General features: G+C 43.0%; 14 protein-coding genes. 7 read left to right on the top strand and 7 right to left on the bottom strand.

The annotated features are described in order from the left end of the window. The first annotated feature begins 33 nt into the window (after positions 1-33). The 6 genes from FTT71_RS00865 to FTT71_RS00890 all read left to right on the top strand — a co-directional run bounded on the left by FTT71_RS00865 (position 34) and on the right by FTT71_RS00890 (position 6799). Entirely contained in the window at positions 34-1635 is a 1602-nt protein-coding gene (locus FTT71_RS00865; RefSeq protein ID WP_131261348.1) for a carboxyl transferase domain-containing protein, read from the top strand. Between the two features lie 11 nt (positions 1636-1646). After that, positions 1647-2444 (top strand): enoyl-CoA hydratase/isomerase family protein, encoded by a 798-nt coding sequence (locus FTT71_RS00870; RefSeq protein ID WP_131261349.1) that lies wholly within the window; start codon positions 1647-1649, stop codon positions 2442-2444. Positions 2445-2459: 15 nt separating this feature from the next. Next, entirely contained in the window at positions 2460-4454 is a 1995-nt protein-coding gene (locus tag FTT71_RS00875) for an acetyl/propionyl/methylcrotonyl-CoA carboxylase subunit alpha (RefSeq protein ID WP_131261350.1), read from the top strand. Next, positions 4451-5353 carry a hydroxymethylglutaryl-CoA lyase gene (locus FTT71_RS00880; protein WP_096901054.1) on the top strand — a complete coding sequence of 301 codons (903 nt, stop codon included), beginning with the start codon at positions 4451-4453 and terminating at the stop codon, positions 5351-5353. Before FTT71_RS00875 ends, FTT71_RS00880 begins: the two co-directional genes overlap by 4 nt. Before the next feature lie 99 nt (positions 5354-5452). Then, positions 5453-6157: a CoA transferase subunit A gene (locus tag FTT71_RS00885; protein ID WP_004971542.1), complete on the top strand. Its 705-nt coding sequence runs from the start codon at positions 5453-5455 to the stop codon at positions 6155-6157. 3 nt (positions 6158-6160) lie between these two features. Further along, on the top strand, positions 6161-6799 hold the full coding sequence (locus FTT71_RS00890; RefSeq protein ID WP_004971544.1) for a CoA transferase subunit B: 639 nt from the start codon (positions 6161-6163) through the stop codon (positions 6797-6799). Between the two features lie 294 nt (positions 6800-7093). Here FTT71_RS00890 and FTT71_RS00895 read toward each other — a convergent pair whose 3' ends face one another. From FTT71_RS00895 to FTT71_RS00910, 4 genes are all read right to left on the bottom strand, one after another. Then, positions 7094-8578 (bottom strand): OmpA family protein, encoded by a 1485-nt coding sequence (locus FTT71_RS00895; protein WP_180059811.1) that lies wholly within the window; start codon positions 8576-8578, stop codon positions 7094-7096. Positions 8579-8809: 231 nt separating this feature from the next. Further along, positions 8810-10045, bottom strand: coding sequence for a dihydroorotase (locus FTT71_RS00900; RefSeq protein ID WP_004971548.1), 1236 nt, complete (start codon positions 10043-10045; stop codon positions 8810-8812). Positions 10046-10055: 10 nt separating this feature from the next. Further along, the gene (locus FTT71_RS00905; protein WP_004971550.1) at positions 10056-11072 is read right to left on the bottom strand and encodes an aspartate carbamoyltransferase catalytic subunit; all 1017 of its coding nucleotides are present in this window, start codon (positions 11070-11072) and stop codon (positions 10056-10058) included. A 305-nt stretch (positions 11073-11377) separates the two neighbouring features. Then, positions 11378-11767 carry a hypothetical protein gene (locus tag FTT71_RS00910; protein WP_104851793.1) on the bottom strand — a complete coding sequence of 130 codons (390 nt, stop codon included), beginning with the start codon at positions 11765-11767 and terminating at the stop codon, positions 11378-11380. A gap of 327 nt (positions 11768-12094) precedes the next feature. Here FTT71_RS00910 and rlmKL point away from each other — a divergent pair, with 327 nt between their 5' ends. Next, on the top strand, positions 12095-14299 hold the full coding sequence (gene rlmKL / locus FTT71_RS00915) for a bifunctional 23S rRNA (guanine(2069)-N(7))-methyltransferase RlmK/23S rRNA (guanine(2445)-N(2))-methyltransferase RlmL (RefSeq protein WP_004971555.1): 2205 nt from the start codon (positions 12095-12097) through the stop codon (positions 14297-14299). Between the two features lie 73 nt (positions 14300-14372). On the opposite strand, the gene FTT71_RS00920 is transcribed toward rlmKL, so the two are convergent. The 3 genes from FTT71_RS00920 to FTT71_RS00930 form a co-directional block, all read right to left on the bottom strand. Next, positions 14373-15656 (bottom strand): DUF945 family protein, encoded by a 1284-nt coding sequence (locus FTT71_RS00920; protein ID WP_180160657.1) that lies wholly within the window; start codon positions 15654-15656, stop codon positions 14373-14375. A gap of 228 nt (positions 15657-15884) precedes the next feature. Next, complete coding sequence (gene clpB, locus FTT71_RS00925; RefSeq protein ID WP_004971561.1) at positions 15885-18464, bottom strand: ATP-dependent chaperone ClpB; 2580 nt, start codon at positions 18462-18464, stop codon at positions 15885-15887. 312 nt (positions 18465-18776) lie between these two features. Beyond that, positions 18777-19199, bottom strand: coding sequence for an OsmC family protein (locus FTT71_RS00930; RefSeq protein ID WP_004971563.1), 423 nt, complete (start codon positions 19197-19199; stop codon positions 18777-18779). Positions 19200-19298 lie beyond the last annotated feature (99 nt).

Consider the following 19298-nt stretch of genomic DNA (forward strand, 5'->3'; position numbering starts at 1 on the left):
AAATAAATCACAAGAATAGACAAGGATGTTGGCATGAATCAATTACAGAGCAAAATTAATATTCGCAGCGACGAGTTTAAAAACAACCAAGCTGCGATGCAAAGCCTAGTCGATGACCTCAGAGAAAAAGTCCAAAAAATTGCTTTGGGTGGTGGCGAAACTGCACGCCAAAAACATTTAGACCGTGGCAAATTACTGCCACGTGAACGGATTGACCACCTGATCGATCCGGGTACTGCATTTATTGAAATTGGTCAGTTGGCCGCTTATCAGGTCTATCAGGATGATGTCCCTGCTGCGGGTGTAGTGGCGGGTGTCGGTCAAGTGAATGGCGTGACCTGCATGATCATTGCCAACGATGCCACAGTAAAAGGTGGAACGTACTATCCACTGACTGTGAAAAAGCATTTACGCGCACAGGAAATTGCCGAACAGAATCACCTGACTTGTATTTATTTGGTCGATTCTGGCGGTGCATATTTGCCGCTACAAGATGAAGTCTTTCCAGACCGTGATCATTTCGGACGCATTTTCTATAACCAAGCGCGTATGTCGAGCATGGGCATTGCCCAAATTGCCGTTGTGATGGGAAGTTGTACCGCAGGCGGTGCGTATGTCCCTGCCATGTCAGATGAAACCATCATTGTGCGTAATCAGGGGACAATTTTCTTGGGCGGCCCACCGCTGGTTAAAGCCGCAACAGGTGAAGTGGTTAGCAGCGAAGACTTGGGTGGTGGCGATGTACACACTCGCCTTTCAGGTGTAGCCGATCATTTGGCAGAAAATGATGAACATGCCTTGGCAATTGCCCGCAACATCGTTGCCAATTTAAATAAAAAGCCAAACCCGCAGCCTGAGCATATAGAAGCACCATTATTCGATGCCTCTGAACTGTATGGCATTGTTCCGACTGACGCGCGTAAACCGTTTGATGTACGTGAAGTGATTGCCCGTATTGTCGATGGTTCACGTTTTGATGAATTTAAAGCGCGCTTTGGCACCACATTAATTACAGGTTTTGCCAAACTATATGGTATGCCTGTCGGGATTATTGCCAACAACGGTATTTTATTTTCCGAGTCGGCACAAAAAGGCGCACACTTTATTGAACTATGCACCCAACGCAACATTCCCCTGTTATTTATTCAAAATATCACAGGCTTCATGGTTGGACGCCAATATGAAAATGAAGGCATTGCCAAAAATGGTGCCAAACTGGTGATGGCGGTTGCCACAGCCAATGTGCCTAAACTGACTTTGGTGATTGGCGGTTCTTTTGGTGCAGGTAACTACGGGATGTGTGGTCGTGCTTATTCACCACGTTTTATGTGGACATGGCCAAACTCACGTATTTCAGTGATGGGTGGCGAACAAGCATCGAGCGTATTGTCTACCTTAAAGCGTGATCAGATTGAAGCCAAAGGTGGTAGCTGGTCTGCAGAAGAAGAAGATCAGTTCAAACAGCCAATTCGTGAGCAATACGAGCGTCAGGGTCATCCATATTATGCGTCTGCACGCTTATGGGATGATGGTGTGATTGATCCAGCACAGTCGCGTGAAGTTTTGGCATTAAGTTTAGCCGCTGCCCTCAATGCACCCATCCAACCGACCAAATTTGGCGTGTTCCGCATGTAAGAGGTGACAAAATGGATTATCAGTTTTTACAGCTCGAACAGAACAACCAAGTGGCTACGGTTTGGATTAATCGTGCGGAATTGCATAACGCTTTCAATACAGAGGTGATTGAAGAATTACACGCCTGCTTTCAGACACTGAATAGCCGTGATGATATTCGAGTGGTGATTTTGGCAGGACGCGGCAAAAGCTTTTCTGCAGGTGCAGATTTGAACTGGATGAAACAGGCAGGTCAAGCTTCTACAGCAGAAAATCAAGCCGATGCCCTAAAACTGGCAAAAATGCTGCAAAGTTTAGCGACGTTAAAACAACCGACTATTGCCCGTGTGCATGGTATTGCCTTTGGTGGTGGTATGGGTTTGGCAGCTGCCTGTGATATTTGCGTTGCCAGCACCGATGCCAAGTTTGCGACCTCTGAAGTACGTTTAGGTTTAGCACCATCTACCATTAGCCCTTACGTCATTCGTGCGATTGGCGCACGTCAGGCATCACGTTACTTTTTAACGGCAGAGCGTATTTCTGCAGAACAGGCACAGCAAATTGGTTTAGCGCATGAAGTCACTTCAGCCGAAGACTTAGACAGCAAAATTGATGAAATTGTGCAAGCCTTATTGCTTGGTGGCCCAGAAGCGCAACATGCTTCTAAACAACTGATTCAGATGGTTAATCATCAAGTTTTGACCGAAGATTTACTCCAACAAACTGCACAGCATATTGCACATGTTCGCCAAGGAACTGAGGCGAAAAATGGCTTAAATGCTTTTTTAAATAAACAAAGCCCGGCTTGGATCAAGACCACGGCAGAATAAAAGAAGGATCGCACGATGTTTGAAAAGATTTTAATTGCCAACCGTGGTGAAATTGCCTGCCGTGTAATTCGTACCGCAAAAAAACTTGGGATTGCGACTGTCGCGGTGTATTCAGATGCCGATGCGCAATCACAACACGTTAAACTGGCAGACGAAGCCATTTATATTGGTGAATCGCCTGCGGCACAAAGTTATTTGCAAGTTGAACGTATTATTCAGGCAGCCAAAAGCACAGGTGCACAAGCGATTCACCCGGGTTATGGTTTCTTATCTGAAAATGACCAATTCGCACTTGCCTGTAAAGACAACAATATTGTTTTTATTGGCCCGCCAGTTGAAGCCATTTTGGCGATGGGTCTAAAAGCAACCTCTAAAGCCTTGATGGAAAAAGCAGGTGTGCCACTAACTCCGGGCTACCACGGCAGCAATCAAGATGCGGCATTTTTAAAGCAACAAGCCGACAGCATTGGTTATCCTGTGCTCATTAAAGCCAGTGCAGGCGGTGGCGGTAAAGGCATGCGTTTAGTAGAACGCAGTGAAGACTTTCTCAGCTCACTCGCTTCATGTAAAAGTGAAGCACGTTCTAGCTTTGGTAATGAAGATGTGCTGATTGAACGCTATGTGATTCAACCACGTCATATTGAAGTACAGGTTTTTGGCGATACTCACGGCAACTACGTGCATTTGTTTGAACGTGATTGCTCGGTACAACGTCGCCACCAAAAAGTGCTTGAAGAAGCACCTGCACCAAAAATGCCAGAAGATAAACTCGAAACTATGCGCCAAGCCGCAATTGATGCCGCACGTGCTGTAAATTACGTGGGCGCAGGTACGGTAGAGTTTATTGTCGAGCAAGACGGTACTGCTTATTTCATGGAAATGAATACCCGCTTGCAGGTCGAACACCCCGTCACAGAAATGATTACAGGGCAAGACTTGGTTGAGTGGCAATTGCGAGTTGCTTTTGGTGAGCCATTGCCAAAACAGCAACATGAATTGCAAATTCATGGTCATGCCCTTGAAGCGCGTGTGTATGCCGAAGAACCAGAAAAAGGCTTTATTCCTGCCATTGGTCAAATCAGCTATCTGCATTATCCAGAGCAAAATGATGCCGTACGTGTCGATAGCGGGATTGTCGAAGGTGATGAAATCAGCACCTACTACGACCCAATGATTGCCAAACTGATTGTTTGGGGTAAAAACCGTGAAGCAGCATTAACGCAAATGCACCATGCTTTAGGTCAGTTCCACGTCGATGGTTTAGGCAACAACATTGCATTCTTGGATCGTTTGGTGCTGTGTGATTCCTTTAAACATGCCAATTTGGATACAGGGCTTATTCAACGTGAGGAAGCATTTTTACTTAACGCAAAACCTGAAGTCGCTACAGAAACTGTCGTTGCAGCTGCGTTAATTGATGTACTTTCTCGTATTCAAAACAACAAAGCGGCAAACAACGCGGTTTGGCAAAAAGACCACTTCTGGCGCTTAAATCAGCAAAGCGCCCACATAGTGCAATTACAGTGCAATGACCAAACACTCAAAATCCAGTTAAAACCATGCACTTCTGGTTTTGAGGCTCACTACAATGGGCAAACGCTGAGCGTTCAAGGCGAGCTTTTGGATGCACATCGTCTACAGGTTTGTATCAATGGTCAGCAGCAAAAACTGGCATTTAACCAACATGCGCAAGGCATCACCCTGTTCCAAAACGGTCAGCGTCATGTGTTTAGCTATGTACAAGCAAACATTAACAGCGATGATCAACAAGACAATGCCAACAATCTGACTGCACCAATGCCGGGTGTAATCACCCAAGTTTTGGTGGCAGCCAATGCCCGTGTGAAAAAAGATGATGTACTGATGACACTGGAAGCCATGAAAATTGAATATTCAATTCGTGCGCCTTTCGATGGCATTGTGGCAAGTTCGTACTTTCAAGCGGGCGATCAGGTCAAAGCAGGCGATGAACTGGTTGAATTTGAAGCCTTGACGGAGGAAGTTGCATGACTGAATTTGTCAAAATTGTAGAGGTTGGCCCACGAGATGGTCTGCAAAATGAGAAAACGCCACTCACTTTGGCAGACCGTAAAAACCTGATTTTGGATTTAATGCAAACAGGTTTAAGCAGCATTGAGGTCGGTTCTTGCGTATCGGCCAAATGGGTACCGCAAATGGCAGACAGCGATGTGCTGTTTGCCAGCCTGCCACAAAACCCAAACATTCAATTCAGTTTACTGACCCCAAACTCAAAAGGTTTTGAGTCGGCTTTGGCGGTGGGTTGCAAAGAAGTTGCCGTGTTTACCGCCGCTTCTGAAAGCTTTACCCGAAAAAATATCAACTGTTCAATTGAAGAAAGTTTGGAAAAATTTAGCGATGTCATGCGTCAAGCCAAAGCGCACAACATTCGCGTGCGTGGTTATGTATCTTGTATGGTGGACTGTCCTTATGAAGGCGCAATTGACCCGAAACAAGTCGCAAAAGTCACACAGCAATTATTGGACATGGGCTGCTATGAAGTGTCTTTGGGTGAAACCATTGGTACAGCAACCCCTGACCGTGTGCAAAAAGTCTGGGATGCATGTTTGGCAGAGGTCGATGCCAAAGTTTTAGCAGGTCATTTTCACAATACTTACGGCATGGCGATTGCCAATATTTATCAATCGCTCTTACAAGGCATTCGTGTATTTGATTCATCCATTGCTGGTTTGGGTGGCTGTCCGTATGCCAAAGGTGCATCGGGCAATGTGTCTACCGAAGACTTGTACTATTTACTGTCCAAGATGGGTTTTGAAACAGGTGTGCGGTTAGAGCCGCTGATGCAAGCCAGTCGCAACATCAGCAATATCTTACAGCGTGATAATCCATCTCACTATGCCAATGCCTACTGGCAAAAGGTTTGTGCTTAAAACCCATTTCATCCTCAATAGCATTGGAACATAAGCAATAAGGATGGCAACAACACAACATGGCAAGTGAATGCCGTGCAGAGAATAAAGAGGTGACAAATGTCCAATAAAGTATATGACAGCGCACAAGCTGCATTAAATGGCGTGGTTCAAGATGGGCATACCTTGGCGGTGGGTGGTTTTGGTTTATGCGGTATTCCTGAAGCCTTGATTGCTGCGTTAAAAGATACAGGTGTGAAACAGCTGACTTGTATTTCCAACAACGCAGGGGTCGATGGTTTTGGTTTAGGCTTATTGCTTGAAACCAAACAAATTAAAAAAATGATTTCATCTTATGTCGGCGAAAATAAAGAATTTGAACGCCAGTTTTTAAGCGGTGAACTGGAAGTTGAACTTACCCCGCAAGGCACACTGGCAGAAAAATTACGCGCAGGCGGTGCGGGTATTCCTGCATTTTTCACCCCAACAGGTGTAGGCACTGTCATTGCAGAAGGCAAAGAAGTCCGTGAATTTAACGGCAAAGATTATATTTTAGAAGAATCTTTGACTGCAGATGTCGCTTTGGTCAAAGCCTACAAAGCAGATAAAGCGGGTAATCTTATTTTCCGTAAAACAGCACAAAACTTTAATCCTGTTTGTGCTATGGCAGGCAAAATCACCATTGCCGAAGTTGAACAAATCGTTGAAATTGGCGATTTAGACCCCGACGAAATCCACTTAGCTGGTATTTATGTGAACCGCATTGTCCTCAATGCAAGCCCAGAAAAACGGATTGAACAAATGACTTTAAAGGCGGAGGCTTAAGACATGGCTTGGACGCGTAATCAAATGGCGCAGCGCGCTGCACAAGAATTAGAAGATGGTTTTTATGTCAATTTAGGCATTGGCTTACCCACACTGGTCGCCAATTATATTCCTGAACATATCAATGTCTGGTTACAGTCCGAAAATGGCTTGCTTGGCATTGGTGAGTTCCCAACTGCCGAAACTGTAGATGCCGACCTGATCAATGCAGGTAAACAAACTGTGACAGCGCGTAAAGGTGCGGCTTTTTTCTCTAGCGCAGATTCCTTTGCCATGATTCGTGGCGGGCATGTCAATATCGCTATTTTAGGGGCAATGGAAGTTTCTGAACAAGGCGATCTTGCCAACTGGATGATTCCCGGCAAGAAAGTTAAAGGTATGGGCGGTGCAATGGATTTGGTTGCAGGCGTACAAAAAGTTGTAGTGCTGATGGAACATTGTGCCAAAGATGGTACGCCTAAAATTGTATCGCAGTGCAGTTTGCCACTCACAGGTAAAGCGGTGGTGCATCGTATCATTACCGACTTAGGCGTGCTTGATATTACTCCACAAGGCGTAAAGTTGATTGAACTTGCACCCGATGTCAGTTTTGATGAAATTCAAAAAGTCACAGGTGTTGCCTTACAAAAAGTCGCAGCTTGATGAATTTATCTCGAGTGAATAACCCTCTCCTTTGCAAGTTTTGATGCACTGCTTTAAAACTTAATACAAGGGAGAGGGTTTGTTTTGACTTTCATACTTTCCCACTCAACTTATTCAATCTACTCAACAAATCACTAATTTATAAAACTATTCCTCAAACCAAAGAGCATTCAAAAATTACTTTCAATTTCGATATTTGCACGATACTTCGGCACTGATCTGCAATAAAAAAAGCCTTCACTTTGCAAAGTGAAGGCTCAATACAAGTTTAATCTTACAAGAAAATAAACCTGTTTAAGATTGAGGCGTCTTTTGCTCTACCACGCCTGCATCTTCCACACTACGCACTGTGCCTGTATCTACATTCAAGACTTCAAACTCAATCCGGCGGTTTTTAAACTGACCCTCTGGGGTTGCATTTGCTGTAATCGGCTGCTCTGAACCAAAACCAATGGCTTGCAATTGACCCGGATTTACACCACGTGATACTAAATAATCGACCACTGCTTGCGCACGTTGTTGTGACAAAGTTTTGTTGGCATTGGCATCACCTACGGCATCGGTATGCCCTTTCACGGTTAATTGCACTTGTGGCGCGCGCTGCATCAATACCGCAGCCTGATCTAAAATAGACTTATTGGCTGCTGGAATTTCAGTCGATGCAGAATCAAAATTAATGATTTGCATATTGAGTGCCGTCGCAACATCCAAAGCTTGAATATTGTCAGGGTTAATTGCAGCCAAAGCCTGCTCTGCATTGCTAATACTGCTGGTTACAGCCTGATTAACATCGGTTACTGTAGTTTCTGCAGGTTGCTGAGTCACTACGGTCATGTTTTTAGCCAATGGACGAATTTGACTGGCTAAACGCTCTGCATCGGCAGGGTTCGCGGCTTGAATAGACAGTTGATTACCCACCCAGTTTAAATTGACATTCGGTACACCTTTCAGCATTTTTAAAACGCTTGGAATCACGTCCTGATCAATAAATTCCGAATGATAGTTGGCAAAATTTTCTGCACCACAACCTGTTGGATGATTGAAAATTTGCTTCACTTCATTCTGCAGAATTTCCATATAGCTTGGATTATTCAGCAAAATTTGACAGGTCACCAAATTACCATCACTGCCTGTACTGACTTGCAACATTGCAGCCTGATTGGCTGCCACTTGGGTCTGTGTGGTTGCAGGCGCTTGGTTGCGGTCACTACATGCACGGAATAAAAATGCCAATAAACCAATTAAAATAATTAAAGCTAAAATTGGCAATAACCACGAACGGCGTTCTTCTACGGGCTCAGTCACAATGACTTCAGGTGCTTGATGTACGGTTTGGCCCGCAGCATTATTTACCCCCAAAGCAGCCAATAATGCTGTTGCCCACTGCGGTAAAGCCGCCTGAATTGAATCTAAATTGTTTTGCAGTAAATGCTGAATTGCAACTGGGTCAGATGAACCTGCCTGATTTTCCAAAAAGTTTAAACTTGGTGCAATTGAACGATTCAGGGTGTTTTCAATTTCGGTTTGCGGTGCTGTGCCGCTGACCAAATCTAAAAACTGCTGTTTTAAAGATAGATTTGAACCAAATACATCGCCCACACGTGGATTCAGTTGTCGCAGCAGATTGTCAATCAGTTCAGGTCGTGAATTTAAAATAGACAATAAAATGGGATAAAAACTATTTAATGCCTGATTTTTTTCAAGCAAATGCTGGGTTTCCCCTTCCAATACAATGGATGACACACTTTGTTTGAGCAAGTCTATAAAATCTGTTTGCATATATATGCCCTCTTTTTTGTCTTTGTTTTCAAGTTGTTTTTTAGTGTATATGCTTAAAATTTAAACAAATGTAATAAATTGTGGTGTTTTGATTTTGTTGTGAAATTTGAGTCAACGGAATGTAGAGTCTCTTCTTCGATTTTCTATTTGGGGATTGTTAAAATTCAATAAAAAAGCCAGCCGAAGCTGACTCTTATTTAAACTTGAAAATAAAATATCAATCAGAGCATATTAAGCAGTAAAGACGCGTACTGCTTTGCCTTTTACAACTTGATTAATCAAAGGCGTATTTTTGCCTTGTGACACAATCGTTTCTTTGTTCAGTGTCCATTCCACTTCTGGATCAACCAAGACCCAACCCGCTTCCTGTTCCCAACGACTTTGCATTTTTGCCACACGCGCAGGTGCAAGTGTCACTTTTTCTACCCATTCCAATGGACTGAACAGACCTTCCTGAATCAGTTGAATCCCAAATGGAATATAAGTATCAAATGCAGTAAAACCTGACAAAGTATCTGCAAATGGTGCCATTTTTGCAGAGCTATTTAACGGCTCATGATGAGTACAAATCGCATCAATCACACCATCTTTTACACCTTGACGCAGTAATGCTTTGTCTTGCTCTGAGCGCAGTGGCGGACGTACATGCGCTAACGAGTTAAAACCATCAATAATTTGATCGGTTAAATGCAGTTGATGCATCGCCACATCGCAAGTGACAGGCAAACCTTTGGCTTTAGCTTGTTGAATCAATTCAACTGATGCACCACAAGACAATAAGCCAAAATGCGCACGTACACCTGTGGCTTCAATCATCAGCAAATATTTGGCAATCGCTACGGTTTCTGCCAAAGTTGGAATCATAGGCAAGCCCTGACGCGATGCAATAAAACCTTCATGCACACAGCCATCTTTAGCAATTTGCGGTTCTTCGGCATAGAACACCACGGTCATGTCCAAACCTGCAGCATATTCCAGTGTGCGAATCACGACATCATCATCTTCAAAAGGTGCATTGGCATTGGACACTGCACTACAGCCGCCTTTTTTCAGTCCCGCCATATTGGCAGGCTGCTTGCCGTTTAAACCTTGAGTTTGTGCACCAATCACTTCTAAATAAATGCCACCATCCAACATGGCTTTTTCGACCAAACCATGAATGAGTGCACCGTTGTCTTGCACGATTGGTTTAGAATCGGGTGGCGTAAATAAGTGCAGAATTCCGTTTTCACGTGCGGCCTTGCCTTCAGATTTGAGCGTGCCATGTTGTTGCTGACCAGGTTCACGTAAACGTGCGCATAAATCGACCATAGTTGGCATGAGCCATTGACCTTGGGCATCTATGCTTTCGCTAATATCTGCACTTTCTGCAACCAACTTGCCATTTTCAAGATATACCGTTTGTACGCGGTCAATTTGCTGGATTGGGTCAAGCACACGTACATTTTCAATTTTTACAATCGCCATGACTTTTTCCTTATACCGCAATCGCGTCAATCAAACCTTGTTCTTGCAATTGACCTTGCATCGCCAAGGCCAATACCGCCATACGTACCGCAATACCGTTGGTTACTTGATTTAAAATCACCGATTGAGGCCCATCGGCAATGCTTGAATCAATTTCGACACCACGGTTCATTGGACCAGGATGCATCACAATACAGTTTGGTTTTGCAAGCGCCAAACGCTCTTTGTTTAAACCGTACATTTTGTAGAATTCGGCTTGTGAGGCAAGTGCTGGCGAATCAATACGTTCATTTTGAATACGCAGGGTGATAATCACGTCGCAATCTTTAATGCCTTCTTCCATTTTGTTAAATAAACGCACGCCTGCGCCATATTCATCAAAACCGTAGGGCAACAAGGTGTTCGGTGCAATCACGCGAATGTCTTTACAGCCCAGTGTTTGCAAGGCAGCCACATCGGAACGCGCCACGCGTGAATGTTTGATATCACCAATAATCGCAACACTTAATTCTTCATAAGGTCGTTGGGTTTCACGGCGAATGGTCAGCATATCCAACATCGCTTGCGTTGGATGTGCATGACGGCCATCACCCGCATTAATAATGGCAACCTTTGGGCAAACCGTTTTAGCAATAAAATGTGCTGCACCTGAAGATGAATGACGCACCACAAAAATGTCAGCAGCCATCGCCTCTAAGTTCCACAAAGTGTCACGCAAAGTTTCACCTTTAGAGGTACTTGAACGGGCAATATCAATATTGAGTACATTGGCAGAAAGACGCTTGGCTGCGGCTTCAAATGTGGTGCGGGTACGAGTAGAGTTTTCGAAGAACAAATTCATCACCGTGCGCCCTTCGAGCAAATTATTGGTGATCAGTTGGTTTTGTTCATTGAAAAAGGACTGTGCTGTGTCCAGAATTTGGGTGAGGGTTTCTTTGGAAAGACCTTCGATGGTTAAAAAGTGTTTTAAATGCCCATCTTTATTCAATTGAATCTGGCTCGGAGTATGCAATGCCGCCAAATGCATGAGAGATTCCTTATACGTTAAGTTAACGCATTATACAGAAATTGATTTGGCAAAGCAGTGTAACTTGGCATGATTTAGTCAAAAGAAACTTATGATTTTAAAAATTAAGTCATGCAGACTCATCTACACTTTCTTTCATGCTTAATACTCTACAAAGCGATGTGAAAGGATGGCATTTATATTTAACTGCTCTGCTAGCCAATCATCTTGATATGAGCTTGATGAACATCTGGTGGGTCAATCTTCGCCTACAACTGCCTACGCAACCTTCAGGCTATGTAGGCATAGTCTGTACAATTCACCGTTTAACGCAGTGCCCCTATATAATGATGGGACACCTGCGCCCGATAAATTTCTTCAGCTGTAGGTTCAGTCAAGTCATCTATATTTTCTATATTTTCTACTGCATCTAATTGCTGCGCTTCAGTCTGTGGCGACGTTATTTCTGCATCAGCATCCATTAAGTTAGCCAATATACTGTTTAAGCGCAGCGCATAACGGCACAATTCCTCATCGTGTGTAGCGAGCGCCAATTGCAGCACAGCACGTGCATAGTCTGAATTTTCAACCAGATACATGACATCAATCACACGTCCACTGACCCGTCTTAATCGCGTATAAATTAAAGTGGCAACTGAAAAAATCTCGTTATTTGCTGTTAAAGCCTGTGCCGTGTTTAAAGTAGCCGTGGTCATTTAAATATTCCCCTTATCGCTTCATTGTTGTTTTGCAGTGTTTGATGCTCATCTGCAAAATGTTCACCATCACAACAATGTATGAGCAAAATACATACCAATCATGTGAATATTCAGGTTTTTATTTTTCCGCAATACAATCACTCAAAATTTTTTAGAGATGTCATTACATCCTCATTGCCTTTTTAGAAAAAAACAGTAAAAAATGCCCTGAAGCTCTTCAAACCTAGACCTTTAAAATTCTGCACGATTCACGCTAAATCACTAAGTTTTCTAGCACAAAATACGGTAAAATAGCCGATTGCTGAATTGCTTTTGGAAATTTTCATGAATTCGAAACCCCGTCTTTCTACATATTGGGTCACCTGTGCAGATGGACTTGAAACCTTATTGCAAGAAGAAATGCAAGGTTTAGGTATTCAAAATATCGAACGTTTACCGGGTCGTTTAATTTTCAAAGGCACACTCGAAAATGCCTATCGTGTCTGCATGTGGTCACGTTTAGCCTCACGTGTCCTTACACCAATTCACACACACGAAATTGAATTTAGTCACGACGCGCGCGATGTAGCCGAAGAGCTTTATGAAGGTGCGCTGAGCTTTGACTGGTCACTGATTTTTGCGCCACAAAGTACTTTTGCAGTGCGTTTGCATATAGAGCGTGACATTAAAGTGAACAGCCAATTTGCGACCTTGCGCGTTAAAGATGGTGTGGTCGATTCATTTATGGATGCAGTGGGCAAACGTCCAAGCATTGACATCAAACAGCCTGAAATTACCTTATACGTGTTGGCAGGTAAAAAAGAACATACATACTGCCTAGATTTATCTGGCGATTCACTGCATAAACGCGGCTATCGTCGTTTTATGACCGATGCCCCAATTAAAGAAAACCTTGCCGCAGCGATTCTGCAAAAAGGTCAATTACAACAAATTCAACCCGACATTATTTTAGACCCAATGTGTGGTTCGGGTACGTTTATTATTGAAGCATTGATGATGCTGACTGACCGTGCACCGGGTTTGGTACGTCGTTTCGGTTTTAACGGTTGGCAAGGTCACGACCATGAATTATGGATGAGCATTAAAGCAGAAGCGGCTGAACGCCATCAAACTGCATTACAACAACCATTGCCAAAATTTTATGCTTTCGATGCCGACTGGGAAGCAGTCAAAGCCACCAAGCAAAATATTATTGCGGCAGGTTTTGAAAGTCTGCTCGATCAGATTCAAATTGAAGAACGTACTTTGGCTGACTGGCCCGACTTTCAAGCCGAAGGTAAAAAGGCCTTTATTGTAACCAACCCACCTTATGGTGAGCGTTTGGGCGATAAAGCCTCGAACCGTGCCTTATATTTGGGTCTGTCTGCCCTCTTGCAAAAGCATTTCCCAAATCAAAAAGCAGCCGTCATTGCAGCCCAAGTTGAACAAGCCGATGTGTTGGCTTTCAATGACCCGCAAATTTTACGTTTGATGAACGGTAAACTGCCAATTTATGTCCGTTTTGGTACGATCAAACCTGCAACATTCGCACGCCCATTCTTAGCAGATTGGCAACCGCAACAGTTTGAACCCATTGAAGGCGCAGAAGATTTCACCAACCGTTTGCAAAAAAACATGCAGAGCCTGAAAAAATGGGCGGTGAAAGAAAATGTGCATTGCCTGCGTTTATACGATGCAGACTTACCTGACTTTAATGTCGCAGTCGATTTATACGGCGACCGTTTGCACGTGCAGGAATATGCGCCGCCGAAAAAAATTGATCCTGAAAAAGCCAAAAAGCGTTTTAACCTTGCCTTACAAGCCATTCGTGCCGTGACAGGTTTAGGGCGCGATGCGGTATTTATTAAAACCCGTGCCCGTCAGGAAGGTAAAAACCAGTACACCAAACAAAGTACCGCCTCGAAGCGTTTTATTGTGCAAGAAGGTCAGGCTAAAATTTTGGTTAACCTCACCGACTACCTAGATACAGGCTTGTTCCTTGACCATCGTCAAATGCGTTTACGTATTGCCAAAGAAGCACGTGGCAAGCACTTCCTGAATTTATACAGTTATACCTCAACTGCAAGTTTACATGCCGCGCTTGGCGGTGCAGCAAGTACCACCAGCGTCGATTTATCCAATACTTATTTGAATTGGTCTAAAGAAAACTTTGTATTGAATGGTTTAACGGTAGACCATGCCGATGAACAACATCAATTCTTTGCCAGTGATTGTTTTGAATGGCTCAAAGAAGGTCATGAACAATATGATCTGATCTTTATTGACCCACCAACTTTCTCAAACTCTAAAAAGTTCTACGGAACATTTGACGTACAACGCGACCACGTTTCTTTAATTAAGCGTGCCATGAACCGCTTAACCACAGGCGGAACGCTGTACTTCTCCAACAACTACCGTGGTTTTGAAATGGATGAAGAAATTGAAGCCATGTTTGATGTGCAGGAAATTAGCCATGAAACCATTGGGCAAGATTTCAAACGCAACACCAAAATCCACCGTGCTTGGAAAATTCAGCACCCGCCTGTTTAAATAAACGATATGGCAATACAACAAAGCCTGTTCATTTGAACAGGCTTTGTTGTATCGTAGATCAGTATCTAGATTATTGACCAGTTAAAAACTTCTTTTCACCATATTGATAATGCATCGACAGTTTAAATTCATCACCATCACGTTGAATTTGCTGATTGCTTTGCATCGCACTGAGTATCTGTTCCAACTCTTGATCAGACATGCTTTTACCTGCAGCATTCATATAATTATTCATAATGGTTTTGACCACTTGCTTGTTAAAACTCACATCGGTTTGCACTTCTAGCAAACTTGGGAACATTTTCGCTAAGCCTTCTACAGTGGTTTGATGCCCTGGCATCACTTTACCAACCAAATCTGCCCGAATACTGCCTGTGCCTAATTTCAACTGATTCTTCTTGGATTCGAACTGAAAGCCCTCATTAATCACAGCCAACAAGGCTTGTTGAACTTCTTTCTCAAAGTTTTCCGCTTCTAGGCATGAGTTGTTTTGTTTTTGCACAATATCAAGAAACGTCTGCATTTTACTGCGCTGCAAGTTTTTAACATCCCAATTCACTTGCAGGTCTTGCATGGCAGGCACATTATTTAAACCTAACTCGGCAATTTTAAATTTCGATTGAATATCTACCGTGCGCTCATGCAGTTGAGTATCCATACGCCAACTGAAGTCTTTCATTTTGCCTGAACCCACTGCTTTTGGGTCTTGACGCTGCATTTCTGCAATACTGAATTGGAAATAGCCCGGCTCTAAAGACTGCACATTCAAAGCCTGATTGGTTTTAAACTGCATGCCTTTTACTTGAAGATGTCCAAATTGATCCAGCACCGTCAATTGAGGCACATCAAAACTCATATTTACAATTTTCTGCTGCCCCTGACTTTGTTTCGCCTGAAACTCAATCTGCATAGGAGAAAATTTAGCTTCAAGTCCTGCTTCTTTTTTCTCTATAGCAGGTATGCTCAATTTCGTGGTCGATACACCCAACCAATTCACTTGCGTTGTCACATTTAGAGGCTGCTGAAAGAACTCGGAAAATTGTCCCTGCCCTTGTTCCAGATTCATTTTAGAATCAATTTGGTAACCTTTCCATGTCCGCTGAATTTGATCTTGTCCGTGAAACACCAGTTTTTCTTTAGCATTACATGGGTCTGCAATAATGGTCATTTTCCATTTGGCAGTACCTGTTAAAGTCCCCATGTCGTAGTCCGTATATTGCACACTAACATTGGGTACAGGATTTAAATTTTGTTGATAATGCTCACGCAGGCTCTTATCTGCATATAAATTTCCTGCAGTGACAGCTCCTGCCAACACTGCAACCCCCATTCCACCCCATACTATTTTTGACATAGATTCTGCTCAGAATTTATCTATTCTTATTGAACAATAAATTATAATTAATCTTCTTTAAAAAAGATAATTGTTTTGCAAATAAATCACTTAAATACAATATTCATCACAAAATATTAAAAATAGCTGTCATTTTTTACCAAAAATTTCACTTATGTGACCTAAATTGTCAGTCATAAAAAACCCAGCCGAAGCTGGGTTTCTTAAAAGTTGCTTACACATAGCCAATTAGCTGAGTTTCATTTTTTCAAACAGCAAATGACCATTTTCAGCTTTAATTAAAATCGTATCACCCGCAACAAAGTCACCTGCGAGTATTTTTTGCGCCAATGTGTTTTCCACTTGTTGCTGAATTGCACGTTTCAATGGACGCGCACCGTAGACTGGGTCAAAACCTGCTTCAATCAATTGATCAAATGCAGTATCGTCTATCGACAAGCTCAAGTCGCGTTCGCTTAAACGCGCACGTAAACGATCCAATTGAATATCGGCAATGCCACGAATTTGTGCTTTTTCCAGTGAATGGAACACCACCAACTCATCAATACGGTTAATAAACTCAGGGCGGAAATGTTGTGAAACTGCGGCCATGACCACGGTACGCACTTCTTCACGTGTTGGATTGTCACCCAATTCACGTACTTCGTGTGAACCCAAGTTAGAAGTCATCACAATTACAGTGTTCTTAAAGTCCACCACGCGACCTTGCGAGTCGGTTAGGCGTCCATCATCCAACACCTGCAACAAGATGTTAAATACGTCTGGATGGGCTTTTTCCACCTCATCAAACAGCACCACACTGTACGGTTTACGACGTACTGCTTCGGTTAATACACCACCTTCTTCATAACCGACATAGCCTGGAGGCGCACCGACCAAACGGCTGACCGAGTGTTTTTCCATAAATTCAGACATATCAATCCGAATCATGGCGTCATCGCTGTCAAACAAGAAGTTCGCTAACGCTTTGGTCAATTCTGTTTTACCTACCCCTGTTGGGCCAAGGAACAGGAACGAACCACTTGGACGGTTAGGATCAGACAAACCTGCGCGTGAACGACGTACCGCATTCGACACCGCCACCACAGCTTCATCTTGCCCCACCACACGGTTATGCAAGAAATCTTCCATGTGTAGCAATTTTTCACGTTCACCCTGCAGCATTTTCGATACAGGAATGCCCGTTGCAGCACTCACGACTTCAGCAATTTCATTGTCCGTAACTTTGTTACGCAATAATTTTGGTTCTTCTTTCTCTTCAACCAACTCATCTTGTGCCAGTTGTTTTTCCAACTCAGGAATCACACCGTATTGTAAACGTGACATTTCCGCCAAGTCATTTTCACGCTGCGCTTTTTGCAATGCCATACGTGCCTGATCAAGCTGAGTCTGAATTTGCTTAGTGCCTTCAACCAAGGTTTTTTCCGCTTTCCAAACTTCTTCCAAATCATTGTATTCATTTTGAACTTCAATAATTTGTTTTTCCAGATGTGCAACTTCAGCACGGCTGCCTGCATCTTCATCTTTCTTCACGGCTTCAAGTTGCAGTTTTAATTGAATTAAACGGCGCTCTAATTTATCTAAGGCTTCAGGCTTAGAATCTAGCTCCATTTTAATCCGTGACGCTGCCTCATCCACCAAATCAATTGCCTTGTCGGGAAGTTGACGGTCAGTGATATAACGGTGCGACATTTTAGCGGCGGCAATAATCGCCGAATCTAAAATTTTAACCCCGTGGTGCACTTCGTAGCGTTCTTTCAGACCTCGTAAAATTGCAATGGTGTCTTCTACACTTGGCTCATCGACCAATACTTTTTGGAAACGACGCTCTAAAGCCGCATCTTTTTCAATATATTGACGATACTCATCTAAAGTAGTGGCACCGACGCAGCGCAATTCGCCACGCGCCAATGCAGGTTTCAACATATTGCCTGCATCCATGGCACCATCGCCTTTACCTGCACCCACAAGTGTGTGTAATTCATCAATAAATAAGATGACTTCACCTTCTTGTTTCGCCAAGTCTTTTAAGACCGCTTTTAGGCGTTCTTCAAACTCACCGCGATATTTCGCACCTGCCAACAATGAGCCCAAATCTAAAGATAAAACACGTTTACCTTTTAAGCTTTCTGGCACTTCACCATTTACAATACGCTGCGCCAAACCTTCAACAATCGCAGTTTTACCCACACCAGGTTCACCAATGAGTACTGGGTTGTTTTTGGTACGGCGTGACAACACCTGAACGGTACGGCGAATTTCATCATCACGACCAATTACAGGGTCTAGCTTGCCCGCCAACGCACGTTCGGTTAAATCGATGGTATATTTATTGAGTGAGTCACGTTGATCTTCGTGATTATTGCTCATGACTTTTTCATCCCCTCTAATTTTGTCAATCACGCTACGCAAACTATCTGAGGTCACGCCTACACTGTTCAGTAGTGTTTTGGTCGCGCCCACTTCGGTCAAACCCAGCATCAACCAATCGGTTGACAAGAACTCATCACCTGCTTTTTGGGCAAAACTGTCAGCCAAATTCAAGGCTTTAACCGCATCTGGACTTAAGTTGATATCGCCTGTTGGATTGGCCAAAGTCGGTGCATCAGCAATCGCTTGCTGTAATTTGCTTTGCAAATCACGTAGGTTTGCGCCTGCTTGTTGTAATAAACTGACATTGGAAGCTTCTTCGAGCAAAGTCGCCAATAAGTGAATGCCTTCAATGGCAGTATGATCTTTCCCTATCGCGAGAGATTGGGCATCGGATAAAGCTTGCTGTAGGCGGTTGGTAAACTTTTCAAAACGCATTCTTGTTATTCCTCACAACAAATTGTGTACTTGATGGATATATGGGAACGCAGGCGTAAATTTCAATTAAATTTTTTATATATTTTTCAAAATCTTAATTAAAATTAACGGTTAGATTTCAATTATAATATTGGACTGATTAAAGTAAATTTCAAGTTTAATCTGGTAATTTTTTTATAGTGAGTTGAATTATTGACATACACTTGTATATCAACAAATTAAAGGCTTCTGATTATTATTCATGCAAATAGAAATATTTAGTTACAATGATTGGCAAATATACCAACCATTGTATGACCTATCAGTCAACGCTTAATCTTGTTCAATAATTTCAAAATCATGGCTAATTTCAACACCACCATCAGATAGCATTTTACTGGCAGAACAGTACTTTTCTGCTGAAAGTTCAACCGCCTTCGCAACCTGCTTTTCCTTGACAGCCTTGCCTTTGACCACAAAATGCAAATGAATTTTGGTGAACACGGCAGGGATGCTATCGGCACGTTCTGCTTTTAACTGACATTCAACATGCGTCACTTCTTGGCGTGATTTCTTTAAAATAGTCACAATATCGAATGAAGCACAACCACCAAGTCCCATTAAGATTAACTCCATAGGACGTGGACCACGGTTTTCACCGCCATATTCTGCAGATCCATCCATCACTACAGAATGACCACTTTCTGATTTGGCTTCAAAAGCAACGTTCTCTAACCACTGAACACTTGTTTGCATTGCAACTACCTAAAAAAAACTATAAATTGACACGGGTATTTGTACACTAACATAACTTGAGTTGATAAGGAATTTCATCTCTACTGTGTGACAAGTTCA

This window comes from Acinetobacter sp. YH01004, from assembly GCF_013420455.1.
Taxonomy (GTDB): Bacteria; Pseudomonadota; Gammaproteobacteria; order Pseudomonadales; family Moraxellaceae; genus Acinetobacter; species Acinetobacter towneri.

What these genes read in the sequence shown, in the direction of transcription:
- FTT71_RS00865 (WP_131261348.1), top strand. Translation starts at nt 34, where the DNA reads ATGAATCAATTACAGAGCAAAATTAATATTCGCAGCGACGAGTTTAAA.
- FTT71_RS00870 (WP_131261349.1), top strand. Translation starts at nt 1,647, where the DNA reads ATGGATTATCAGTTTTTACAGCTCGAACAGAACAACCAAGTGGCTACG.
- FTT71_RS00875 (WP_131261350.1), top strand. Translation starts at nt 2,460, where the DNA reads ATGTTTGAAAAGATTTTAATTGCCAACCGTGGTGAAATTGCCTGCCGT.
- FTT71_RS00880 (WP_096901054.1), top strand. Translation starts at nt 4,451, where the DNA reads ATGACTGAATTTGTCAAAATTGTAGAGGTTGGCCCACGAGATGGTCTG.
- FTT71_RS00885 (WP_004971542.1), top strand. Translation starts at nt 5,453, where the DNA reads ATGTCCAATAAAGTATATGACAGCGCACAAGCTGCATTAAATGGCGTG.
- FTT71_RS00890 (WP_004971544.1), top strand. Translation starts at nt 6,161, where the DNA reads ATGGCTTGGACGCGTAATCAAATGGCGCAGCGCGCTGCACAAGAATTA.
- FTT71_RS00895 (WP_180059811.1), bottom strand. Translation starts at nt 8,578, where the DNA reads ATGCAAACAGATTTTATAGACTTGCTCAAACAAAGTGTGTCATCCATT.
- FTT71_RS00900 (WP_004971548.1), bottom strand. Translation starts at nt 10,045, where the DNA reads ATGGCGATTGTAAAAATTGAAAATGTACGTGTGCTTGACCCAATCCAG.
- FTT71_RS00905 (WP_004971550.1), bottom strand. Translation starts at nt 11,072, where the DNA reads ATGCATTTGGCGGCATTGCATACTCCGAGCCAGATTCAATTGAATAAA.
- FTT71_RS00910 (WP_104851793.1), bottom strand. Translation starts at nt 11,767, where the DNA reads ATGACCACGGCTACTTTAAACACGGCACAGGCTTTAACAGCAAATAAC.
- rlmKL (WP_004971555.1), top strand. Translation starts at nt 12,095, where the DNA reads ATGAATTCGAAACCCCGTCTTTCTACATATTGGGTCACCTGTGCAGAT.
- FTT71_RS00920 (WP_180160657.1), bottom strand. Translation starts at nt 15,656, where the DNA reads ATGTCAAAAATAGTATGGGGTGGAATGGGGGTTGCAGTGTTGGCAGGA.
- clpB (WP_004971561.1), bottom strand. Translation starts at nt 18,464, where the DNA reads ATGCGTTTTGAAAAGTTTACCAACCGCCTACAGCAAGCTTTATCCGAT.
- FTT71_RS00930 (WP_004971563.1), bottom strand. Translation starts at nt 19,199, where the DNA reads ATGCAAACAAGTGTTCAGTGGTTAGAGAACGTTGCTTTTGAAGCCAAA.